Here is a 21,729-nt window from a genome sequence, read left to right as displayed (position 1 = left end):
AGCGGCTCCCCTTACGGCCGCGGAGTTCCTCACATTATGAGGTATTCGTCGACCCTGGGGCATCGGACGCCTCGCCGTCGGATGAAACCTTTGTCGGAACGCCGGTGTCTATCAACCTGTCGGACGAGGCCGCCGACCTCCTGTCGCGGCGCTGATCCAGATGCCTTCTGCGCAATCCATCGGCTCTGCCCGGGCCGTCGGGTGGTTCTGCGCGCTGACGCTGGTCCGCTGCCGGATTCAATCACCGGCCTCCTTCCAATGAAAGGAGAAGTCATGAACTTCGACGCAAGCAGCGGCATCCGATTTGCTCTCTCGCTCGTAGCCGCCGGCATCCTCGGTTGCACCGGGGCGACCCCGATTGCAGGTGCATACGCAAATACGGCGCCCCCGCAGCCTGCGGACGTTCGGGCCCCGACGAGCGCACTGGACTTCACGGCCATCGCGCAGCGCAGCGGGCCGGCTGTCGTCAATGTCAGCGTGACTGCGGCGCCAAAGAAAACGCGGCTCGATGGCAACGGGTCGAGCGGACGGCGCGGCGACGGGCCTGGCCTCGATCCACGCGATCCACGCGATCCGTTCTTCGAGTTCTTCAAGCGCTTCGGGATACCCGGTGGCGGCATTCCGGGTGAACCCGATTTGCCGTTGCGCGGTCAAGGCTCCGGATTCATCATCAGCCCCGACGGCGTCATTCTGACCAACGCCCACGTGGTCCAGGGCGCGGCCGAGGTCACGGTCAAGCTCACGGATCGCCGCGAATTCCCTGCGAAGGTGCTCGGATCAGACCCGAAGACTGACGTGGCGGTGCTCAAGATTGCTGCGCATGACCTGCCCGTCGTGACGCTTGGAAATGCCCGCGATCTCAAGGTCGGAGAATGGGTCCTTGCCATCGGGTCGCCGTTCGGCTTCGAAAACAGCGTGAGCGTGGGTGTCGTCAGCGCGAAGGGCCGATCGCTTCCCGGCGACAGTTTCGTGCCTTTCATCCAGACCGATGTCGCCGTCAATCCCGGAAACTCAGGTGGTCCCTTGCTCGATGCTCGCGGCGAAGTGGTTGGCGTCAATTCGCAGATCTACAGCCGCAGCGGAGGCTACCAAGGGCTGTCTTTCGCGATCCCGATCGACGTGGCGATCCGTGTCAAAGACCAGATCGTCGCGACCGGGCATGCCACTCATGCGCGCCTCGGCGTGTCGGTCCAGGACGTGAACCAGACGCTGGCTGACTCCTTCGGTCTCGCCAAGCCCGAGGGCGCGCTCGTGTCCGACGTCCAGAAGGATGGCCCCGCCGACAAGGCTGGATTGAAGGTCGGCGATGTGATCAGCAAGATGAACGACCAGCCGATCGTTGCGGTTGGAGACCTTCCGTCAGTTGTCGGTGCGGCGCATCCCGGCGCAAATGTCAGGCTGGATGTCTGGCGACAGGGAAAGGCGTTGACGCTGACAGTCAGATTGGGAAACGCCGACAACAGGGTCCCGACCGATGTCGCCAAGTCCGGCGAATCTGCCGATGGAGGGCAAGGCAAGCTCGGTCTGACACTGCGGTCGCTGCGACCATCCGAAATGCGCGAAGCGGGCGTCGATGGCGGACTGCTGGTCGCAGGTGTGAGCGGGTCGGCGGAACGGGCCGGCATTCGGCCTGGCGATGTGCTGATAGCAATCAATGGAACGCCGACTCAGAGTTCCGCACAGGTCCAGGCGCTGGTGAAGAAGTCCGGCAAGACGGTGGCGTTGTTGATCGAACGGGATGGCAGCAAGATCTATGTGCCGCTGCGTCTGGGGTAAAGCTGGCGTTGGCCTCGATCCAATATCCCTCATGGCGTGAGACAATTTTCATCATACTGTGACTAATTTGAGGCGGCGTGCATTCCTGAACGGGTTCGTCCGTTTGATGCTTGGCCCCCACATTTTTTTCTGCTCTCCGACCCTGAGGTATCCCATGGCAGCCCGTCCATCCCTGTCCAATGGCTTATGCGACGAGTACGGACGCGCGATCGCGAGGCGGCTGTCCGACGCGGAGCGCGGCCTATCGGGCGAGATTGTCGAGCGGTTGCGGGCTGGGCGCTGCCGGGCGATTGCCAATCGCAAGGTGGAGCCACAACGGGTGCGACAAGCTCTCCCATGGCCGAATCTTTCCATCTCCCTTGAAAGCAGCCGGCGCTGGATACGCATCGCATCCGTCGCCCCGCTCGTCCTGCTCATCGCAGGGCTTGTCCTCATCAAGGGTGAACTTGACGACCGTGCGGCGCAGATGGAGGCAGACGTCGACGCGCAGTTGCTCACGGATGTCTTGCCACCGTCCGCATACGTCGACGCCGGCTTTCGCGAATTCCTCAGACCCAGCCATCGGCGACGGGCAATTCACCCGCACCCGTTGGAGCCGGGCGCCGTCCAGACAGCCAGTCAACACGCCTGAAGCTCCGCTCGTGAACAAGCGCACGATGAGCATGGCCGCTACCACCCCGGTCTTGAAAGCAGGGGCGAACAGGTAGCGCCCGATCTCCGGACTCCGCAACCGCGCGCGATGACCTCTCAAAAATACAAGTTGAGCGAATCGCCCGTTCCGCCGCAAAGCGGGGTCAAGGCAGCTACGTTCCGATTGCTGCTCGACACTGCCCAGACTCGGCTCCGACAATCCGGACGGTCGTGAGCGGGTGCGCGAATTGTTCCTGCAGACGTTTCCGCGTTTCGGGGAATTCGAAGCGCAACTCCGCGCGGCCGTTCAACTGTCGCTCGAGCAATGGGCTCTGGAGCGCGCAGGACTGCTGGATGAGGAGCCGTATCGACGCGGCCATCGCGTGCGCATCCTCGAACACGCAATCAGCCCCCCTCGCGCCGCCCATGCGGCCGGCCGTTCGGATCCGCCTCCACCGCGCCTTGTCGGTCGTCTATGGCATCGAGGCCTATGTGATCCTGAGGGATATCTGGGGGCTGGGCGATCGCGAGATCGAGCGCATCGCTCTGTGGATGGCGGACGCACTGGTCGACGCGGCGTTGCGTGAATCCGCGCAAAGGCCGATGGATCGGCCGCATCCTCGCAAAGGTTCAAAGGCCTTGGCGGTCATGGCCGAGTCGTTCTAGACCAGGGACGATTTCGGCTGATACGCGTCGAGCACTGGCCCGCTCCGCCGTCCCGACGGCAGCTACGGGGCCCGTTCCGGTCACAGTGCCTTCCCGAGCGCTATTCAGTGGAGCTCAACTGGAGACGAAAACGGCTTGGTCGCGTCCACCACGAACAGGACAAGGGCGCTCAGTTCAGTCTTTCCGCTGTTGAAAACTTCCATCGGCATGCCGGCAGAATGTCCATTCATCGTGTGCCCGGCCTCGACATGACTAACTCCCTGTGGAGTTCTTTGGCCTAGCTCGCCCGAGATCACGTAGAAGGCTTCGGAGCCCGGATGACTATGCTGCGGTGTCTTCGCTCCGGGCGGCCCCGAAGCGTGGTTGATGCGCAGCAGGTACTCGGGTGCGGTGATCGGCGGCACGGGCCCTATCTCGGCGACCTCGGTTCCGCCACGTGTCGAGCCACCCTTGGGACCGAGCGTAAAGAGCCAGTACTTGCCCGCGACTTCAGCGGCCAGCGACGGCGCGCCGTCATAACTCACCGTGTTTGGATTCCAACGATCAGGGCCAATGGCGGCCTGCGCCTGCGCCAAACTGGGGAAATTCTCAATCCGCCAATACAGGGGCCCATCCGGTAGTTGCTTGACCCTCTTCTCGGCCACGGGTTTGACGACATAGACTGCGTCGGCCCCCGCTGTCGATTGCACTGCACATAGCCCCAAACCCAATACCGTAGCCATAGCAATCAGGAGCCGTTTCATCGCTACCTCCGATCCGGCGACCATTTCCCGCGGCCAAACATTGCAGGGAAAGCCACCTCCGCTAGGGATAGAAGCCCGAAGCCACCAAGCCCGGAACTCCATCCACCTTGACGGCCTTGACGTAGGCCCACTTTTGCGATGGTTGGGTCTGCCCGGGTTTCGGGAACATGTAGTCGACCCACCCTGACCCCTTGGTTTCGGCTGTTCGAATCATTGCGTCATGGAAGAGCTTGCCGTTGGCGTCTTTCTGACCCGTGACCTTGGTCCCCTCGCGGGCTGGGAAGGCGGGGTTCAACAAGACATCCGACTTCAGATCGTAGACAAACAGATATGTATCGCCGTGGAACCACTCGGAGTCCTTCACTCGGAACTCGGGGAATGCTGCCTTGCCTTTACTGTCGATCAAAGCCGCGGCCTTGTTGACCAACGTTTCTATCTGCCTGGCTTTGTCGGATGCCGGCGGAGCCTGCTGGGCAGTAGCAAGGTCGGCCATCGCCAAGTTGATCAACATTGCGCAAATCACCATTTGCTTGAGCATCGATTTCTCCTGCACAAAGACGGGCCAATGTCTTTGCCCCGCCTCACGCAACGACGCGCACGTTGCCTGATCAGCATGGGCATTCGATCGGTCAGCCGGTGGTCAGCCAGTCGGTGGCCTGCGCGATTGCGCTGTTGGGGAAGACTTTTATCGGGCACGGCATGGCAAAGCTGAAAAAGCGACTGAGGTTGGCAATCCAATCGACATCGGTCACGATGGCGATCCTTTCCCACGCCTTCCAATGGCCGACGCCGAGTTTCAGGTCGTCCCACATCGCTCCCGCGGAGAAGCCTTTGAACTCGGGGCCGACTTGATAGAGAAGCCGCAGCTTGTCGAACTGCTTCACCCTCGATTCGACGGTCGGAACGAAGACCGCCTCATAGTCGCTTGCGCTCACGTAGCCGGAAGCGACGATGCCAACGACATTGTCGGGAAGACCGGAAATCGGTTCGATCATGTTCGTGCCCCATCGGTCGGGTGGAAAGATGGAAAGCAACTCCGGCTCTAGCCGGCGTCAGAGTGCATTGGACGGCGGGCCCGGCACGAAGTTCACTTGTGAATCGGGCATCTGTCGGGAACACTCGCTTCTGGGCGGATACGGGCTGCTACCGAAAGGACCGTGTTCGCGGCGCGCGCTTGCACGACCAGCCGATCGTCGCAGTCGGAGACCTTCCGTCGAGTTCCGTTCATGGATCCGGAACCTTCCTCAATGTTCATCGATCTGCTCAACAGGACGTCCCGCATTCTGGTGCTGTCCTCGGAAACGTGGTCGGCACATGCGATTGCTCCTCAGCTATCCTGCCAACTGCGGCAGATCTTGAGCGTCGGATCGAAGGCTCACAGCCCGATGGCGCGACCAAACAGGGCAGGCGCCTTCATAACGAAAGGACCGCGCATGACTCAGATCACAGGTGTGCTTGGCGACGTCGATCCCGATCGCGTCTTCAAGGACCTTGCAGTCCAATATCGATTGCTGCCGGACCATGGCGAGTCTGTTGGCGACGAGCTTTGGGGATACACGATGGCTGTGGTGACTCTCTGCGCCAAGATCGCTGATGCTCACGACAACACACAAAGTGGCGGCTCTCCGGGTGACTCCATTCGAACGGCGCTCCTCGACTATCGAATCCGCTAGCGGCATGCGAGTGTGACCTCGCGACCCTCCCTTGGCCGCAGCGCCGAGGCAGTTCGCGTCTGGCTGCTACATTCGTAGGCAAAACCCAGCCAATCGCCATGCCGACCCCTACAGGTGACCCTGAAAAGCAGCGTTTCGAAGCTCTTTCAGATTTTCGGTTCAGATTGCGCAGCTTCCTGAGATTCAGCGAGGACGCCGCGCGAGTTGAAGGAATCACCGTGCTGCAGTATCAGTTGATGCTTCATACGCAGGGCTTTCCGAACAGAAACTGGGCGACCATTAGCGAGATCGCGGAACGGCTGCAGGCTCAGCCTCACGGCGTGGTCGCCTTGGTCTCGCGTTGTGAAGAGGCCGGCTTGGTAAAGCGCAAGACAAGCAAGACCGATCGAAGGCAGGTCGAGGTCCACCTCCTGGCCGCAGGCCGCAGAAAACTGGCCTCGCTCGCCGCTCAGCATGCGGGACGGCTCGATGCGCTTGCGGAGGCGGTCAAGCTGGCCAACCGCATTCGCGATTGAGACTGGACTCTTTGGCGGGCCGCGTCCCATTCCGCGTACGTCCACGGCCCGGCCGCTTTCGACTCCAAATGTAAACTTCTGTTTCAGCGCGTGAACTTTCACACACTGCAAAACGCGGGCACTCTGTCAATCTAAGCAGATGAGCAATTGCTTTCCGACAGACCCAGCGTGTCCGGGACATGACGCGGGTCCGTCGTGCTCATGGCCCTGATCTGTCCCAAATGCAAGACGCGGAACCGAACGGTCGCCAAGTTCTGCATCGAGTGCATCGCATCGCTGCCGACGGGCTGCTCGGACAGTGATTTCGCGCCCTCGACGCTGGCCGCGCAAAAGGCCTCGTACCTGAATCTGTTTCGCGCACTGGACGCTCTGGGACGCGGTTCGCAGCCCACCCCGCGCGCAACCAGAGAAGCGGCCGCCAAGAGGGTGGCTCCTGCCTCCAAAGGCCTTTGGATCAGCGTAGCCAGCCTGATCACTTTGCTGGCAATCGGATCGGCCGGGTGGCTCGCGGCGGGCGCGAGCGGCTGGTATCCCTTTACCGCCGGCAGCGCACAGGTGGACCCTCCGCGGCCGGACGGCTTTGCCAACGAAGTAGCGCCAACGAAAAGCGCTCCGGAGATTCAGGAAGCGCCCGCCCTGACTGCTGTCCAACGGCAGATCGCCCCGGTCCTGGAACCATTGCCTCCCGCACACGCCTCGCAACCCGCCGTGAACGAAGCCCCAAGGCCAAAGGCCGTCGCGCCAGCCGACCCGATGCCAGCTTGCTTGGGCATGAATTTCATCGCCAAGGCGCAATGCATGGCCTCTCAATGCCTGAAGCCGGCCTTCAAGGCGCATGCGCAGTGCGAGGCCGTTCGCCGCCGGCAACAACTGGAAGAGGAGAAACGCAATCCGGTCGCCCCATAGGCATCGCCGCCAAAGTTGAATGCCCGTCGATCGTCATGGGTCGTTCGAAAGATGCGAACAGTTTCAACGTTTAATGGCGTTCCGAACCGGACAGCAACCGGCATCTCCTCCGATCTTGAGGTTTCATGAAAAGACCCTATCGAAGCTCTGTTCTGCTCGTGGTTGCCGTCGGCGCATTGGGCGGCATGAGCGCGATGGCTGGACCGACGACCACGCAGGCGCAGGTCGGCGACATCGTCGATTCGTCGGGGGCGGTTATCCGGAGTTTGTACGTCAAGATGGCGGCCCAACTCAGCAAGGAAGCGGGCATCGCGTATCGCTATGGTCCCGATGCGAACTCTTACGGCACGGCCAACAAGGGTCCTGCGCTGTCCAAGCCTGCGGACACCAAGCTCACCGCGCCGGCGCAGAACGTCCCGTTCTACTGGTCGGTCGGCGGTCCTGTGACGGGCAATTCCGCGGCGTATTCCACGAACCAGGCCAACGCGATCTTCGTGGCCGACGACCCGACGCAGCGTGTCGGTGTGAGCCTGCTCCAGGTCTCTGGCTACATGTACAACGTGTTCGCCCAACTGCCGCAGCTTGCGTGGCAGATCTATCAGGCGGGCCAGGGCATCGATACGCCGAACGTCATGAACTACAAGGCCGCCGGCATCACGAGCGGCGACCCGGTGGCCATCGCCCGATGCGAAGGCGCCGTCGGCTTCTGCGCCGAAGCCGTGGTCGCCTTCCAGAACGGCGTGCTCGGCACGGTGGGGAGCAACACGGCAAGCAACAACGCGACCACCATGCTCGCGCCCAACAAGGTGCCCACGGGCGTCGCTGTGACCAACGGCAACGAGTTCGCGCTGGTGACGGTGTGGGACACCGCGGCGCTGAAGGGCCAGGTTGCCGTGGTGGCGCTGGCGGGCCTGTGCGACGGCTGCGACCCGATGAACTCCGCGCCGCACAAGTCCAATGGTGTCACGTATGCGGCGTGGTACGAATGGTGGCATGAGTGGAAGGGCGTCTACCCCGGCCTGCCCAACATGGGCAACACCGCCTTCATGAAGGTCCTGGGCTATGTGGACATCCCCGGCATGGCGGCGCCGACGGAAATCGCGGTGACCACCAATCTGCACCAGTTCAGCGGCATCCTGGGCGGCGGAAGCTTCATGGGCGAACCCAACTCGCCCTTGACGAGCAATTGGGCGAACTTCGTTCGAGGCGCCGACCACTACGGCCGCTATGCCAAGGGCGGCGTAGCAGTGGTGATTTCCAAGTCGGAACAGAAGGCCGCCTTCATCGACCTGAAGCCGCTCTTCAGCTACTTCAACGACATGTACTTCAGCGCCAACGTGACGAGTACGTCCAACCTCGGGCGGGCCGCCAATCAGTGGCCCTACACCTTCGATCACGTGTCCTCGCAGAAGCCGACGGTGATCAAGACCATGTCGCTGGGCGCACGTCCGACGGCCGTGAGGACCACGGTGACGACCAACAACCCGCGCGCCTGGATCGCCACGCAGGACGGCACGCTGCACATCTACAGCCTGGGTGGCTACGCGCCCGGCGCGACGGTCGCCACGCCATCGCCGAGCGCCATCGCCGAGGTGGGCACCGTGCCCGGCATCGGCCGCAACCCGACCTCGCTGGCCGCGTCGAAGAGCGAACCGAGCGATGCCATCGACGACTCGATCAATCGGCAAGTCATCGTCGGTTCGCGCGGCGACAACAGGATCTCGTGGGTGCGTTTTTCCAAGGACGGCAACAGCGGCAGCGTCGTCCGGACCATTCGACACAACCTGCTGACGGATCTGGTCGCCGTGGAGGACGCGGACAACTTCGCCAACGCGAACAACGTGGTGAGCGTGGCCGACTACGGCGGCAAGGCCATCCGCAACTACCGCTACGGGCCGGTGATCTTCTCTGACGGCGGCGCCTGCCCGCCACCCAAAGGATGCCCGGTCAATGCGATCAACGGCAGCATCGCCGAATACGCTGGCGCACTGCCGCTGCCGGGCAAGCCCTTCCAACTCTCGACAGCCAACGTGCCCTGAGGCAAATCGCCGATGCACTCGTCGTCGAGCGGCAGTTGGCCTACCATCGGCCCATGCACGAAATGCTCCAGCTCACCGTCGGTCTGCCGGAGATTGGGCTTGCGCCCGGCGAGGCCGTCGTGCGCGAAGGCGGCCTGGCGATGGTTTCGGAAGTGCTGGACCAACTGGCGCACCGCCAGGGACCGCCCGCGAGCCCCGGCTCGGCCAGGGACCCGAACCCCGAATACTGAGGGCCTTCTTCTCCGCGCCGTTCGAGACTCAGAAGACCGATCGCGCAGGCGGGCGTTCGGCGTCCAGTTCCAGCGCCTCTTCACCCATCAGCGAGCGCCACGACGCGGTGCCGGCCGCCAGGTCGATCACGATGTGCGCGGGAACCGGCCCGATCTGCCTGCCGGCATTGAACACCCAGGTGGTGCCGAAGCGGTCAGCCCACGCTCCGGCAGGCTTGAAAGGCGGCTCGTGCACATGCCCGGTGAGCACGAGGTCGGGCCGATACTTTGCAATCCAGGCGGCGACATCCGGATCGCCGTACTCCCGCTTGCCGGTCCAGCAGGTGGGCAAGCCGAGCGGCGGCCAGTGATAGATCCAGACCCAGCGTGCGGGTCGCCGCCCAGCGTTCGCGGCCAATCGCAGCTCGAGCTCTGCCCGTCCCTTCGGGCCGTCCCACCACGGACAGATCGTGATCAGGGTGTCGCCGATCGTCACCGAATCGCCATCCGTGGAGACGCCTGCACGCCGGCTCTCCGGCAGCCACAACGCCGCCCTTTCCCCATGCCGGTCCGTGCCCGTCAGGTCGTGATTGCCCGACGCCACCACCAGCGAGTGGCCTGGATTCATCAACGAAAAGTAGCGCAACAGGACGACCGATTGCGCATCGAGCGAAACCGGCGAACTCACATCCAGATGATCGCCGGCGATCACCACGAGATCGTAGGAAGGCGCCAACCGCACCACCCAATCGAGTTGAGGCAGCGTGTAGTGAAGGTCCGAGACAAGAAGGATGCGCACGACATTCCCTGCAGCGGCGGACCTCGCATTGTGACCTGCTGCCTCCGCCACGTACGTGCTGATAGGTGGCGGCCGGGATTTACCCGTCTAGCCACCGGGACAAGAATCGGTTCGCGTCTGCTGGCAGGTCGCATGAGGTATGCGACCCCGCGCGGGCACACCATTTCATCAAGGAGCCCGAAATGAGCAAAATTCTTGCAGCCATGATCACCGCGCTGATTGCGGCAGGTGCTTACGCCCAGAACCCACCGGGTGCTTCGTCGCAGGAGCAGGTCATCACCAACACCAAGCCGCAGCAACGTGCTCAGGCGAAGGACAAGACAAAGTCGCAGAAGGAGGTAGGGAACACCGGCGGCGATGAAGCGGGCTCGGCCATGAACGATGACATCGGTTCCGGCAAGGCAGCGGCGGCCGGCCAGGCGAAAGCCAATGCGCGCATGGCCAAGAATCCAAAGGACAACGCTGGCCAGTTCCCCGCTCCGCCCAATACTCCCGGCATGCCGGCAGCCAAATAGGCCAGGACTTGCCTGAGCGGCTTGGGTCCTCGATCGGAACCGGGGGCTCTTGGAGGACCCAGGATCGCAGATGGAAGAACTGCTGCACACCTCTGCGCACATCCTCTCGCGACTGCTCGAAGCCGCTACGCTGGTGCTTCTTGCGCTGGGTGCGTTGATGGCCATCACAAGGCTGGTCGCCGGCGCGCTCGCACGTCGGCCGGCGAACGAGGTGGCGTTGGACGTGTGGCAGGGCCTGTCACGCTGGACGATGGTGGGCCTCGAGTTCCTCCTGGCCGCGGACCTGGTGTCGACGGTGGTTTCGCCGAGTTGGGACGAACTCGGACGCCTGGCCACCATTGCGGCGATACGGACCGTGCTCGGCTTCTTCCTCGGGCGTGACCTTGAAGCCGCTCGCAGGATCGCACGCGAGAACGCCGAGATGGCCGCCGCGGTCGGCAAGGGCCGAAGTTGACCCAGCGCTCCCAGCTGTCAGCTCGGAACTGTCGCGTCGGTCATCAACCTCGGCAACTCGCCACTCGCGATGAGCTTCTGGAGATCCTCGGCTCCACCGATCAGCGTGCCCCGCACGAACACCATCGGCAGCGTTGGCCAGCCGGTCCACATCTTGAGCGCATTGCGCTGGCGCCATTTCGAGAAATAGCTTCCATAGCCGATGTAGTGGTAGGGCACCCCGGCTTCATCGAGCAGGCGCCGGGCCTTCTTCGGAAATGGGTTGATCCCCATCCCGACCACGACGACCGGATGCGCCGCCACGGCGCCCTGCACCTCGCGGACGATGGCGGACTGGTGCCGGGCAATCTTGTCGCGGACGGCGGGATGAATGTGGGTTTCGGCAAGGACTGCGCGGGGCATGAGTGCCTTCTTTGGCTTTCTTTGAAAGCAAGGCAGCTTACATGCGCCGCACGACTGGGTAAAAGTCTCCTGGGGAATCGAATCGCCCCCGGCGTTCGCTTTGGGGGCTCTTTGATCGGCGATCTCCGTGGACGATGAGCAGATGACTCGCGCGGCGCTCATCTCCGACCGGATCGTCGTCTTCGTCTTCATCGCCGGGGTCGACCAGGCGACCCGGATCGACGTCCAGGCGATCATGAAACGCGTTGAGATGAACCCGCAGCGCGGGCTCGAAGTCTGGCTGGGGCATGGCGAGCGACATGATGGGCACTCCAGTTACGTTTGCGAGGAAGGTATGTCCCTTGGCCCGCACCCGGTGTAGGAGGCCGGGCGCGGCGTAGCGCTCCGCCGGCTAATTCGATGGGTCAATGAGTCCTACGAAATCGCGTCCTTGTCGGCTCTGTCGTACATCGCTTCGTTTCGATTGCGGACGCGCCCTGCCCTGCTCTATCGTCGGGGCTCTTCAGGAGAACACATTCATGGCAACCAACACCGTCCGTCTGCACCGCGTGCTGCGCACCCCGCCGGAGCGGCTCTACCGTGCATTCATCGACCCCGGCGCCTTCGAGCGCTGGCTGCCGCCATTCGGGTTTACCGGCAAAGTCCACAGCATGGAACCTGTGGTCGGGGGCGCCTGGCGCATGTCCTTCACCAACTTCGGCACCGGCCACAGCCACTCGTTCGGCGGAAAGTACCTGGAACTCGTTCCCGGCCAGCGCATTGCATACGACGCGACATTCGACGACCCCAACCTGCCGGGCAGCATGAAGACCACCGTGACGCTGACCCCGGTGTCCTGCGGCACTGAGATGTCCGTCGTGCAGGAAGGCATCCCCGATGTGATTCCGACCGAGATGTGCTACCTGGGCTGGCAGGAGTCGCTTGTCGCGCTGGCCCAGTTGGTCGAGCCGAACATCCCGGGTTGAGCAAGCGAATCTATCGCCCTGCGACGGACCAACCCGCCTGCTGGTTCGTTTTGTCGTTTTCATACTCCCACCGCGTGCCGCAGGCGTCGCAACGGTAGCTGGTGATGGTGACCGTGTGACCGCCGGTGTCGCCATCACTGCGTTCCGCCTTGCGACTGGAAGTCTGAACGAGCTCTGCGTGCCCGGGCGCACGGCGCCAATTGCGCTGGATTCCTGCGCACGAGGTGCAAAGCACCATCTTTTTCTGGTCTTCTCGTCGGTCGGAATCGTTGGTCATACAGTTTCGTCACCCAGTCAGTCGTTTTCGAGCATGGGCCGGGACGCGTTCGACCATGCTTCAGGAAGCACAGATTGTCGGTCCAAGCACCTACGCCATGGAGCATGCCGTGCAGATATCCGCCACCGTCAGGAACTCGCGAGCCCACCACGAAGTCGCCGTGCGCACCGGCGGAAACACGCAATCGCTCGCCGTGCTCTCCAAGCCCTCTGGCAGGGGCTCCGCGATCAATGGCGGCGAGTTCCTCATGCTCGCGCTCGCAACGTGCTACTGCAATGACCTCTACCGGGAGGCTGAGCGTCTGGACATTCCGGTAGAAGGGGTCGCGGTCGAGGCGACGGCAGAGTTCCCGGGCATTGGCTTGGCGGCAACCAACATTCGATACGAGGTCACCGTGTCGTCTCCGGCGCCGCTTGAGGCCATCGCCGCCCTGGTGCGCCAGACGGATGCGGTCGCCGAAGTACACAACACCATTCGTGCAGGAGTTCCGGTCGCTCTTTCAGAGCCTCCCGCCGGCTTGGCAGCAGCTACCGGCTCAATTTGATGAGACTGAATACGATCGCCGCGAGCTGGGCGATGTTGATCAGGATCGCGGTGATGTGAGTCCTGCGGAATCCCGGAATTGCATCCATGTCATTCGACTGGATCTGCGTTCCGAGCGAGTCCATCTTGGGGATGATCATCTTGCGCAGGACGACGGCAATCAACGCCAGCGCTGCAGCACCCGCCGCGATCCCCGGACGACCCGCAGATGCAAAGCTGACCGCTGTTGCACTCGCCGTCAAGAATGCGGCGCGGTAGTAAATGTTGAAGAAGCCCCGCACAAAGCGGGCGTCGAGCGGCGTGTCGTGCTTGAGGATCAACAGCGGAATGGAACCCATGATGAAGTAGGCCGTCGTGACGAGGAGTGCCACCGTAAAGAACAGGGCAAGAATCAAGGCGGCAGACATGACTGTATGGAAGCCTTCATGCGAGCGGCAACTCGCGCATCAGGTTGCTGCGCACCCACGTGAACGCCCCCGACTGGACATTGCTCGCTTGCCAGCGGCGGAATTCGGGATCGGCCGACAACAGATCCGTGACCTTGGCGTACGCCGTCGCGTTCTCGAACTGAACCGTCATGACGTAGTTGCCCAGCTCCCCAGCGGCCACGGCCCACAGTTGGGCGTCGGGCGCTCCGTGCTTCTTCCAGAGCGCCGCGCCCGCCTTCACGGCTTCGATGACGGCTCCGAGATCGGCTCCGGGGTTGGGTCGCAGGACATATCGCGCTTCGTAGGCCATGGAAGTCTCCTTCGATGCAGAAAGAGCCGACATTGAAGCACTTGGGCGGTTGCAGGGCAATCGAGAAAGACTTGCCGCTGGCGATGCTCACCCTTCGGCCTCCACGCAATAGGTCTGGATCGGCTCCGCCTTGCCCTTGACCATTGCCGGCGGCATGGCCCGCAGGCGAAACTGATCGCCCACCGTGAGGCGAATGTCCTCCGTGATCAACAGATCGACTTCGTACTTGCTGGTCAGCCCTTCGACCCGGGAGGCGACGTTGATCGGATCGCCCGTCACGCTGAACTTCGAAAGGCCGGCGGTGCCGATCACGCCCGCCACCACCTCCCCGCCGTGAATGCCGATGCCGAAGCGCAGTTCGGGCAGGCCCTTCTCGCGCAAGGTGGCGTTGTACCGCGCCAGTTCCGATCGCATTTCCAGGGCGGCCAGTACGGCGTCCCGCGCCTGCCAGGGGTTGGCCTCCATGGCGCCGAACAGGGCCAGCAAACCGTCGCCCACGAACTCGGTGACATGACCATGATGACGAGTGATCGCAACCGTCATGTGGCGGAAATAGTCGTTCAGGATGCTCACCGTGACTGCGGGATCGAGCCGGTCGCACAGGGCCGTGAAGCCGCGCAGGTCCGCAAACAACATCGTCACTTGCCGTCGCTCGGGTGCAAAGGCGTCGCCGGTACGGGTGAGCCGCTCCACCACGTCAGCCGGCACGAAACGCTCGAACTGACGTTGCAGTCGCTCCAGCCTGTCATCGGCCGCCAGCAGCAACTTCTCGAGTTGTTCGTTCTGGCGACGGCCGCGCAGAACGAGCACCACGATGCCCGAAAGGACGATGACCCCGACCGCGGCAAGGACCCAGGTCAGCGCCATCACTCCAGCAACATGGCCAGCCGGACGGTTCCATTCGCCAGCGAAGCCACGCCGATGGCTTCGAGCAGCGCGTCATCGGCGCCCAGTTCGGCACCGAGGGCGCGTGTCTTTTGCTGGATCGACGAAGGTTCGTAATACACCGTGTCGCGCGCCCAGGCCAGGAGGCCGACTTCGCGTTGCGCCAGTCGGGGGCAGCGAAGCGTCGACATGGCGTCTGCGATTTCGGCCTGGCTCAGGCCCTCCTGGAGCAACATGCGGGTCGCCGCGCCTTCGCAATACGGGCAGCCCAGCGTTCGCGCGACCACGGCGAACATCAGCGCCTTTGCGTTGCGGCTCAGCACCCCCGACTCGAACGCGCCATCGAGCGCCGCCTTCACGACCCTGCCCGCAGGCAGACCGGCAAGCGGCGCCACCACCACGCCAAAGGGGCCGGTAGCCAGCGCAGCCTGATCCTGCGGCGCTTGCTCCGGCCTGCTCGGCGCGAACTTCTTCATCGTCCGCATCATGAGCGCGAGCAGCCAACGGAAATGTCCGCTGGCCATGCGTTCGAACTTCTGCTCCGGCGGACATGCCAGCAGGGTGCTCACGCGGTTGTAGAAGCAGCCGAGCGAGATCGCAAAGGCGATTTCACCGATTTGCGCCGGGGTGTAGCCAAGTTCGAGCAGCTTGGCACGCTCCGCCGCGGCCGGGCGTGGCCTCGATCGCGCAAGACTGCGGCAGAAGGCGATGTAGGCGCGCTCCTTGTCGTCCAGTTCGGCGGTCTGCACGTCACGCTCGACCTGCTGGATGAAAGACTCGGAATAGCCCAGCACCTTCATGTAGGCGCGGTTCGCGCCATAGCAGTAGCGGCACGAATTCTCCTGGGCCGTCACCATGTTGCCGATGCGAAGCAGCCGCTCCGGCAGCGCGACCCCCACATAGTTCGTCGCCTCATAGGCAGCCTCGCGCAGCCAGCGGCTGGGTGCAACCCGACGGTCGACCTCGAGGACCTGGGCACCGCGACGCTTGAGTTCGGCTTCCCACGCCTTGTCGTGCGCCGCCGGCAGGACCGGCTCGCTCCACTGGATTTCACTCAGCAGTACAGCCATCTGCCGCTCCGGTGTCGGATCGTTTGCACATGGGACAACTCCTCAAGGACGGCTCGAATGCTACCCAATGCGGGCCGCCTCCGCTTGCCTTGCAACGTTCGAAGCAGATTCGCGCGCGGTGGCTTCACGGCATACTTGAAGCAGTCACAACTGTGTTGAATGCTCCCGTATGGACAAAGAAGTCGACCCTGCAGTACTTGCGGTCATCAATGAAAAGCGCCTGACAGGCGAAAAAAGAACGCCCGTCGAGATCATCACCAGGATGGGCGTGTTCGAAGCACGCGAAAAAGCCTCCGAGCACGCCTGGCTGGCAACGGGCGACAACGTCATCGCCACCGTCTGGGCCGAATTCGTGAGCGTCGGCGCCGGCGGGCGGTGGTTCTATCTCGAATCCCTGGACACCCATCATCGGATTGGCGGCGGCGAGCGCAGTGCCCTGCAAATGCAGCGCGCCAAGGACCGGCTCAACCTGCTCAAACGCACGCTGGACGCGGGGCAGGGGTTGAGGGTCGTCCTGCAGACGAACCGTGTCGCCATTCTCGATATGGAGACCGACAGGGCCGCGAGGGTTTCGACGCGGGTGCCGGACGACGAGCACTGGCATATCGCGGCGTGGAATCCCGAACAGAGATTCGCGGTCATGGTTCGCGGCCCGCAAGGCTGGCAGCCGACCGAGGAAGAGATCCAGGCCGCACGGGCGCGAGGAAGCCTCCCCGCAGTGGCCGTGGTGCCGGAGGGCACGTCCGGCCAGGCGTCCCGGGAAGACGTCCAGACGGCCGCGCTGGACTACCTGACGCGTCATTTCGCGGGCTACGGCTACAAGGCCGAGAACGTCGCGAGCCAGAAGCTCGGCTACGACATCGAGGTGTCGGACAAGAAGGGCAACACCTTGCTCAAGCTCGCGGTCAAGGGCACCTCGCCCGGCATGACCAGCTTTCAGCTGACGGGTGAAGAGCGCGCGTGCGCAAAGCGCGGAGATCCGTGGCGCCTCGTGGTGGTGACGGACGCAACCAGCCCTGCGGCGCAGCACAAGCTCTACAAGCCCTCGGAGGTCGAGAGCGCACCGGGTCTCGAACCGCTGCTCGAATAAGGCGTTGCGCCCTCGGCCGCGAGGCTGCCCATGCCGACCAGCGCGGCCTCGACGGCCTGATCCAGCGGCGTATGCGGCTCGTACCCCAGGGCTGCGACGAGCCGTGCGTTGTCCATGCGTATCGGCGTGCGCCACAGGTAGCGCATCTCGCGCATTTCACGGAAAGTCGTCACGAATGGCGAAGCCAGCATCAGCAGCCACCAGGGGAAGGCCGAGACGCGCGGCTCGCTGCCCGTGCGGCGCAGGACCACGCGCCGGATGGCGTCGCTCATCTGCGTGCCGTCCGCGTCCCAGTGGCCTGCCATGTGAAAACTCGCGAAGGTGCCGAGCGAGTCGCGGCGCGCCAATAGCTCCACCATCGTTCGCGCCACGTCGGGCAGGTACGACCATTGGTGCCCGACGCCACGCTCGCCGGGATCGCTCACAGTCTTGACGGGCTGCCCGGCCTTGACCAGCCCCTGCGAGAACCAGTTGTTGGCCGCCTTCGGCCCGAAGAAATCACCGGCCCGCACGATCAGCACGCGCGCGCCGTCCTGGCTGGCTTTCAGCAGGCGCTGTTCCATCTCCACGCGAATCGCACCCTTGCGCGTCAACGGGTGCTGCGGCGAATCTTCATGCAGCACCGGGAAGGCGTCCGGTCCGAAGTTGTAGACCGTGCCCGGCAGCACGATCGTCGCGCCTTCGGCGATGGCAGCGGCAATGGTGTTGTCCAGCATCGGCAGCACCCATTCGGACCACCGGCGATAGCCGGGCGGATTGACCGCGTGGACGATGACCGAGCAGCCTTTCGCCGCATTGGCAACGTCTTGCCGATTCAGTGCATCGCCGCGCAACCATGTCAGGCCGTCCTTGCGCTCCACGGCTTGCTCGGCGCCGCGTTTCAGCGCGCGCACCTGCCAGCCTGCGTCTTGCAGTTGGCGGGCAAGTTCGCCGCCGATGCCCCCTGTGGCGCCGAGAACCAGAACCGTTCTGCTGCTGCTCATGACTTTTCTCCATTCGTTGCTGATGGACGAATTCTTGGCGGTATCCCATCGGATTGAAATTGCATGGAACCATCCAGCCGCTATACATTGATGTATGAGAGAAGACATTGGCTGGGAGCTCTACCGCTCATTTCTTGGCGTGCTGAAGGAAGGTTCGCTGTCCGGTGCCGCACGGGCGCTCGGCATCACCCAGCCGACCGTGGGCCGCCATGTGGCGGCGCTCGAAGGGGCGCTCGGCGTCGTGTTGTTCACGCGGTCGCAACTGGGGCTGATGCCCACCGAGCTGGCGCTGGCGCTCCGGTCCTACGCCGAGGCCATGGAAAGCACCGCCGCCTCCCTGGAGCGCGCAGCTTCCAGCCACGGTGAGGGCGTGCGTGGCGTCGTGCGTGTGTCAGCCAGCGAAGTGGTCGGCGTCGAAGTATTGCCGCCCATCGTTGCGCGGCTGCGAGACCGCCACCCGGACCTGAAAGTCGAACTGGTGCTGACCAACCGTGTGCAGGATCTTCTTCAGCGCGAAGCCGACATTGCGGTTCGCATGACGCGCCCACGGCAAGAGCAACTCGTGGCGCGCCGCGTCGCGCAGATCGAACTCGGCCTGCATGCGACCAGGGACTACCTGAGCCGGCACGGCACCCCGCGCAACGTGCGCGATCTGGAAGTCCACTCGATCATTGGCCACGACCAGCCAACCGACTTCATCCGGCGCATGGGCAAGTCCCTGCCAGCCTACAGACGCGAGGGCTTCTCGCTGCGCACCGACAGCGATCTCGCGCAACTGGCGCTGATCCGCTGCGGCGCGGGCATCGGCTTCTGTCAGGTCGCGCTGGCCAGGCGCGACGACTCGCTGCGGCGTGTGCTTGCGAAGTCGTTCTCGCTCCAGCTGGAGACTTGGGTCACGATGCACGAGGACCTGCGCAACAGCCCGCGGTGCCGCGCCACCTTCGATGCGCTGGCCGAAGGAATGCAGGAATACGCCGGAAACGTAACAGGGCCCGCTAATTCTTGCCAGAGGTAACCAGTATTGGCAAATCGTGGGTGTGTCCGGGTCTCGTACGTGGTTGCTACGTGGCCGCCGGGATTTCGCCTCCGTGCGTTGCATTCCATCATGTCCAGCGCCAACAACCAGCCGACAACCGGTAACCACCATGACCTACCTTCCCGTTTCATCGCTCAAGCACCTCGCGGCCGTCGCCTTGATCGCTCTGGCGGCAGGATGTGCCAACAACGCGCTCAACAACGACAACCTGGCCATCGCCTCCGGCTTCAAGGTCGTCACGCCCGTCAAGCCGGAACAGCGCGCCATGCTGGCGAAGCTGCCCAAGGACCAGGTCTCGCCGGTCAATTACCAGGGCAAGACGTACTACGTGATTCCCGATTCGATGAACAATCTGGTCTACGTGGGCGGACCGACGCAATACCAGGACTATCAAAAGCTGCGGGTGGCCAAGCAACTCAGCAACAACAACCTCGAGGCAGCCCAGATCAATCAGATGGACATGGACTGGGGTGGCTGGGGCGGATGGGGTGGTCCGGGATTCATCGGATTTCGCTAGCACGATCGTCGTTGAACGTGCGCTTTTTCCCTCGAGAAAGGCAGTCCCATGAAAAAGATCATCGCCATCGCATGCGCCGTCCTGGCCATGGCGGCTTTGCCAGGGTTCTCGTCGGCACAGGGGGACGGCGGCAGCCAGACATCCTGCGAGTTGCAATTCAGCACTTGCAAGCAGACGGCCCACGCTGACTACCAATTCTGTGTCCAGGCCTCGGAACAGAACTGCAAGCGGAATCTGGACAGGGCACTGCAGCAATGCAGCAACGCGCAGTACCGTTGCAACATGGCCACGGGCAATTACTAGCCATAGCAATAGCGAAGAACAACACTCCCGAACGGCCTATTGCCGTTCGGCAAATCGCGGCGTTAGCATCGGCGCCCTGACAGCAACTGGACGTCGTCGATGGCCGTGCGCCCCTCCGAAGCCTGCGCGACACCGGCTGCCATGCGATTCGCTTCCGATTCGCCGGTGGCCCAGGTGAAAAGGCCAACTCTGGCTTCGGTGCACGACTTGCTGCGCTTCGAGCGCCTCCTGTCGGATCTGTCGGCGACATTCATCGCCCTGCCCTCCCAGGAAATCGATACGGCGATCCAGGACAGCCTGGCGCGCGTCGTATTTGCGCTGAACATCGATCGATCCACCCTCAGTCGGGTCTTCCCCTTGAGCGGACGGATCGAGGTCACCCATTCGTTCGCTCGGGATGGCATCGAGCCGGTGCCCAAGAGCCTTGCGGCGCGCGAAGTCAGCCCCTGGGCGCTCAAGATGGCGATGGCCAACCGGCCGGTGGTTTTCGAGCGCCTCGACGACCTGCCGCCTGAAGCCAGCGTCGACAGGGAAACGCTGCGCAGCATCGGGCTCAAGTCGCATGTGACGATGCCGATCATCGTGGCCGGCGAACTGCATGGCGGCCTGAGCTTCGGTTCCGTCCGTGCGGAACGTAGCTGGTCGGACGAGCTTCTGAGTCGCATGCGGCTGCTGGCGAATGTTTTCGGTAGCGCCCTGGCGCGCAAGCGCACACAGGAACAACTCGACAATGCGATCGGGTTCGAGCGGCTGGCCAGTGGCATCCTGGCCTCCCTGGTACTGGCCGAGCCGGGCCAGACCGAAGCCGCGATCGGGATCGGCCTGCGCCAGATCGGCCAGTTCATGGGAGCCGAACGGGTCGGCCTCTGGGATCGCGTATCCGGTGACGCGACGTTTCGCACCGTCCAGCGCTGGCATGCCGATGGCTTTGAGGCGCCGTTCGCCGTGGGCGACACGCCTGATCTCCCCTGGATCATGCAGCGACTGGCGGCGGGCAACATCGTGCGCCTGCCTCGGGTCGGCGATCTTCCGTCTGCAGCCGAGGTCGACCGGATCGCATTGCAGGCATCCGGGGTGCGCTCCTTGCTGGTGGTGCCGATCTCCGTATCGGGCAGGATCGCCGGTGCCTTGTCGATCGCCAGCACGCAGCTCCAGCACGAGTGGCCGGACGCGCTGATGCCCGGCGTCAGCCTACTGGCCGAAGTGTTCGGCAGCCTTCACGCGCGCGATTCGGCCGAGCGCCGCAAGCTCGCCGCGGAGGTGGAGGCGGCACATTGGCGCGAGCGGCTGGCGCATCTTGTCCGGGTTCATACGGCGGGCGAGATGTCGGTCGCACTCGCCCACGAGATCACCCAACCGCTCGGCGCGATCGAGAACTACGCGCTGGCGGCACGCCGGCGTGCCGGCGAATCCGCGCCTGACCTGCCGCGTGTGTCTGAACTGCTGGACAAGGTCATCGGACAGGCCACACGTGCCGGCGACGTGGTCACGCGCATGCGAAGCATGGTGCAGCGGCATGAACTGGATCCGAAGCTCATCGACATCGAACGCGCGATCGCCGAATGCATCGGGATGGTGAAGATGGACTGCGAGCTGCGCGAGATCGATGTCCGTATGTCGGCAAAGAGCGGGCTGCCGTCGGTCACGGTCGACGAGATCCATTTGCAGCAGGTGGTGCTCAATCTGCTGCGCAACGCGATGGAGGCGATCGAGAATGGCGGCGGTGCGCGCGTGATCAGCGTCTCCATTGCACTCAACCAGCGCGAGGAGATCCAGGTGGAGGTCGCGGACACCGGCAGCGGCATTGCCGAAGGCGATCTGGAGCGGATCTTCGAGTCTTTCTACTCGACCAAGCCGAGCGGCCTGGGGGTTGGCCTGGCGATCTGCCGCAAGCTGCTCGAGGCGCATGGCGGCATGCTGTGGGCGTCGCACAATCCGGAAGGCGGCGCCCTCTTCCGATTCACGATTCCGGTCGCCGCACAGGCGGATTGACGAT

Annotated in this window: 29 protein-coding genes; 18 read left to right on the top strand and 11 right to left on the bottom strand. The window is 63.5% G+C overall.

Annotated elements, in window-relative coordinates; translation table 11 throughout:
* Window positions 1–273: 273 nt before the first annotated feature.
* From AC1DN9_RS01045 to AC1DN9_RS01035, 3 genes are all read left to right on the top strand, one after another.
* The gene (locus tag AC1DN9_RS01045) at window positions 274–1,776 is read left to right on the top strand and encodes a Do family serine endopeptidase (protein ID WP_478096441.1); all 1,503 of its coding nucleotides are present in this window, start codon (window positions 274–276) and stop codon (window positions 1,774–1,776) included.
* Between the two features lie 154 nt (window positions 1,777–1,930).
* Window positions 1,931–2,407 (top strand): DUF3619 family protein, encoded by a 477-nt coding sequence (locus AC1DN9_RS01040; RefSeq protein WP_478096439.1) that lies wholly within the window; start codon window positions 1,931–1,933, stop codon window positions 2,405–2,407.
* A gap of 353 nt (window positions 2,408–2,760) precedes the next feature.
* Window positions 2,761–3,072: a hypothetical protein gene (locus tag AC1DN9_RS01035; protein ID WP_478096437.1), complete on the top strand. Its 312-nt coding sequence runs from the start codon at window positions 2,761–2,763 to the stop codon at window positions 3,070–3,072.
* 104 nt (window positions 3,073–3,176) lie between these two features.
* On the opposite strand, the gene AC1DN9_RS01030 is transcribed toward AC1DN9_RS01035, so the two are convergent.
* The 3 genes from AC1DN9_RS01030 to AC1DN9_RS01020 form a co-directional block, all read right to left on the bottom strand.
* Window positions 3,177–3,815: a cupin domain-containing protein gene (locus AC1DN9_RS01030; protein WP_478096435.1), complete on the bottom strand. Its 639-nt coding sequence runs from the start codon at window positions 3,813–3,815 to the stop codon at window positions 3,177–3,179.
* Between the two features lie 61 nt (window positions 3,816–3,876).
* Window positions 3,877–4,353 (bottom strand): cache domain-containing protein, encoded by a 477-nt coding sequence (locus tag AC1DN9_RS01025; RefSeq protein WP_478096433.1) that lies wholly within the window; start codon window positions 4,351–4,353, stop codon window positions 3,877–3,879.
* A gap of 91 nt (window positions 4,354–4,444) precedes the next feature.
* Window positions 4,445–4,810 carry a SpoIIAA family protein gene (locus AC1DN9_RS01020; RefSeq protein WP_478096431.1) on the bottom strand — a complete coding sequence of 122 codons (366 nt, stop codon included), beginning with the start codon at window positions 4,808–4,810 and terminating at the stop codon, window positions 4,445–4,447.
* Window positions 4,811–5,062: 252 nt separating this feature from the next.
* Here AC1DN9_RS01020 and AC1DN9_RS01015 point away from each other — a divergent pair, with 252 nt between their 5' ends.
* From AC1DN9_RS01015 to AC1DN9_RS00995, 5 genes are all read left to right on the top strand, one after another.
* Window positions 5,063–5,488: a hypothetical protein gene (locus tag AC1DN9_RS01015; RefSeq protein WP_478096429.1), complete on the top strand. Its 426-nt coding sequence runs from the start codon at window positions 5,063–5,065 to the stop codon at window positions 5,486–5,488.
* A gap of 98 nt (window positions 5,489–5,586) precedes the next feature.
* Window positions 5,587–6,003 carry a MarR family winged helix-turn-helix transcriptional regulator gene (locus AC1DN9_RS01010; protein ID WP_478096427.1) on the top strand — a complete coding sequence of 139 codons (417 nt, stop codon included), beginning with the start codon at window positions 5,587–5,589 and terminating at the stop codon, window positions 6,001–6,003.
* Window positions 6,004–6,198: 195 nt separating this feature from the next.
* On the top strand, window positions 6,199–6,909 hold the full coding sequence (locus AC1DN9_RS01005) for a hypothetical protein (protein ID WP_478096425.1): 711 nt from the start codon (window positions 6,199–6,201) through the stop codon (window positions 6,907–6,909).
* 125 nt (window positions 6,910–7,034) lie between these two features.
* Window positions 7,035–8,948, top strand: coding sequence for a hypothetical protein (locus AC1DN9_RS01000; protein WP_478096423.1), 1,914 nt, complete (start codon window positions 7,035–7,037; stop codon window positions 8,946–8,948).
* A gap of 53 nt (window positions 8,949–9,001) precedes the next feature.
* Window positions 9,002–9,178, top strand: a complete 177-nt coding sequence (locus tag AC1DN9_RS00995; protein ID WP_478096421.1) for a hypothetical protein — start codon at window positions 9,002–9,004, stop codon at window positions 9,176–9,178.
* Window positions 9,179–9,206: 28 nt separating this feature from the next.
* On the opposite strand, the gene AC1DN9_RS00990 is transcribed toward AC1DN9_RS00995, so the two are convergent.
* Window positions 9,207–9,956 (bottom strand): metallophosphoesterase family protein, encoded by a 750-nt coding sequence (locus tag AC1DN9_RS00990; RefSeq protein WP_478096420.1) that lies wholly within the window; start codon window positions 9,954–9,956, stop codon window positions 9,207–9,209.
* Between the two features lie 203 nt (window positions 9,957–10,159).
* Between AC1DN9_RS00990 and AC1DN9_RS00985 the strand changes: the two genes are divergently transcribed.
* Complete coding sequence (locus AC1DN9_RS00985; RefSeq protein WP_478096418.1) at window positions 10,160–10,471, top strand: cell envelope biogenesis protein TolA; 312 nt, start codon at window positions 10,160–10,162, stop codon at window positions 10,469–10,471.
* Between the two features lie 70 nt (window positions 10,472–10,541).
* Window positions 10,542–10,925 (top strand): DUF1622 domain-containing protein, encoded by a 384-nt coding sequence (locus tag AC1DN9_RS00980; RefSeq protein WP_478096417.1) that lies wholly within the window; start codon window positions 10,542–10,544, stop codon window positions 10,923–10,925.
* 17 nt (window positions 10,926–10,942) lie between these two features.
* On the opposite strand, the gene AC1DN9_RS00975 is transcribed toward AC1DN9_RS00980, so the two are convergent.
* Complete coding sequence (locus tag AC1DN9_RS00975) at window positions 10,943–11,326, bottom strand: glutaredoxin (protein ID WP_478096415.1); 384 nt, start codon at window positions 11,324–11,326, stop codon at window positions 10,943–10,945.
* Window positions 11,327–11,453: 127 nt separating this feature from the next.
* Between AC1DN9_RS00975 and AC1DN9_RS00970 the strand changes: the two genes are divergently transcribed.
* Entirely contained in the window at window positions 11,454–11,687 is a 234-nt protein-coding gene (locus tag AC1DN9_RS00970) for a hypothetical protein (RefSeq protein WP_478096413.1), read from the top strand.
* A gap of 157 nt (window positions 11,688–11,844) precedes the next feature.
* The gene (locus AC1DN9_RS00965) at window positions 11,845–12,291 is read left to right on the top strand and encodes an SRPBCC family protein (protein ID WP_478096411.1); all 447 of its coding nucleotides are present in this window, start codon (window positions 11,845–11,847) and stop codon (window positions 12,289–12,291) included.
* Between the two features lie 10 nt (window positions 12,292–12,301).
* Here AC1DN9_RS00965 and AC1DN9_RS00960 read toward each other — a convergent pair whose 3' ends face one another.
* The gene (locus tag AC1DN9_RS00960; RefSeq protein WP_478096410.1) at window positions 12,302–12,568 is read right to left on the bottom strand and encodes a hypothetical protein; all 267 of its coding nucleotides are present in this window, start codon (window positions 12,566–12,568) and stop codon (window positions 12,302–12,304) included.
* 55 nt (window positions 12,569–12,623) lie between these two features.
* Between AC1DN9_RS00960 and AC1DN9_RS00955 the strand changes: the two genes are divergently transcribed.
* Window positions 12,624–13,112: an OsmC family protein gene (locus AC1DN9_RS00955; protein WP_478096408.1), complete on the top strand. Its 489-nt coding sequence runs from the start codon at window positions 12,624–12,626 to the stop codon at window positions 13,110–13,112.
* On the opposite strand, the gene AC1DN9_RS00950 is transcribed toward AC1DN9_RS00955, so the two are convergent.
* The 4 genes from AC1DN9_RS00950 to AC1DN9_RS00935 form a co-directional block, all read right to left on the bottom strand.
* Window positions 13,096–13,518: a hypothetical protein gene (locus tag AC1DN9_RS00950; RefSeq protein WP_478096407.1), complete on the bottom strand. Its 423-nt coding sequence runs from the start codon at window positions 13,516–13,518 to the stop codon at window positions 13,096–13,098. The two genes, AC1DN9_RS00955 and AC1DN9_RS00950, sit on opposite strands and share 17 nt — an antisense overlap.
* A gap of 16 nt (window positions 13,519–13,534) precedes the next feature.
* The gene (locus AC1DN9_RS00945) at window positions 13,535–13,849 is read right to left on the bottom strand and encodes an NIPSNAP family protein (protein WP_478096405.1); all 315 of its coding nucleotides are present in this window, start codon (window positions 13,847–13,849) and stop codon (window positions 13,535–13,537) included.
* An 87-nt stretch (window positions 13,850–13,936) separates the two neighbouring features.
* A complete protein-coding gene (locus AC1DN9_RS00940; protein ID WP_478096404.1) occupies window positions 13,937–14,716 on the bottom strand; it encodes an adenylate/guanylate cyclase domain-containing protein in 780 nt (259 codons plus the stop codon).
* Window positions 14,716–15,804 (bottom strand): carboxymuconolactone decarboxylase family protein, encoded by a 1,089-nt coding sequence (locus AC1DN9_RS00935; protein ID WP_478096402.1) that lies wholly within the window; start codon window positions 15,802–15,804, stop codon window positions 14,716–14,718. Before AC1DN9_RS00935 ends, AC1DN9_RS00940 begins: the two co-directional genes overlap by 1 nt.
* 169 nt (window positions 15,805–15,973) lie before the next feature.
* Here AC1DN9_RS00935 and AC1DN9_RS00930 point away from each other — a divergent pair, with 169 nt between their 5' ends.
* Window positions 15,974–16,894 (top strand): protein NO VEIN domain-containing protein, encoded by a 921-nt coding sequence (locus AC1DN9_RS00930; RefSeq protein WP_478096401.1) that lies wholly within the window; start codon window positions 15,974–15,976, stop codon window positions 16,892–16,894.
* On the opposite strand, the gene AC1DN9_RS00925 is transcribed toward AC1DN9_RS00930, so the two are convergent.
* Window positions 16,840–17,877 (bottom strand): SDR family oxidoreductase, encoded by a 1,038-nt coding sequence (locus AC1DN9_RS00925; RefSeq protein ID WP_478096399.1) that lies wholly within the window; start codon window positions 17,875–17,877, stop codon window positions 16,840–16,842. The two genes, AC1DN9_RS00930 and AC1DN9_RS00925, sit on opposite strands and share 55 nt — an antisense overlap.
* 94 nt (window positions 17,878–17,971) lie before the next feature.
* On the opposite strand from AC1DN9_RS00925, the gene AC1DN9_RS00920 reads away from it, so the two are divergent.
* The 4 genes from AC1DN9_RS00920 to AC1DN9_RS00905 all read left to right on the top strand — a co-directional run bounded on the left by AC1DN9_RS00920 (window position 17,972) and on the right by AC1DN9_RS00905 (window position 21,725).
* Complete coding sequence (locus tag AC1DN9_RS00920; protein ID WP_478096397.1) at window positions 17,972–18,892, top strand: LysR family transcriptional regulator; 921 nt, start codon at window positions 17,972–17,974, stop codon at window positions 18,890–18,892.
* Window positions 18,893–19,022: 130 nt separating this feature from the next.
* A complete protein-coding gene (locus AC1DN9_RS00915; protein WP_478096395.1) occupies window positions 19,023–19,430 on the top strand; it encodes a hypothetical protein in 408 nt (135 codons plus the stop codon).
* Between the two features lie 48 nt (window positions 19,431–19,478).
* A complete protein-coding gene (locus AC1DN9_RS00910) occupies window positions 19,479–19,733 on the top strand; it encodes a hypothetical protein (RefSeq protein WP_478096393.1) in 255 nt (84 codons plus the stop codon).
* Between the two features lie 141 nt (window positions 19,734–19,874).
* A complete protein-coding gene (locus tag AC1DN9_RS00905) occupies window positions 19,875–21,725 on the top strand; it encodes a GAF domain-containing sensor histidine kinase (protein ID WP_478096391.1) in 1,851 nt (616 codons plus the stop codon).
* Window positions 21,726–21,729: the final 4 nt, after the last annotated feature.

Source organism: Variovorax sp. 05L425 (assembly GCF_056397705.1).
This window is presented reverse-complemented; position numbering and strand designations above follow the sequence as displayed.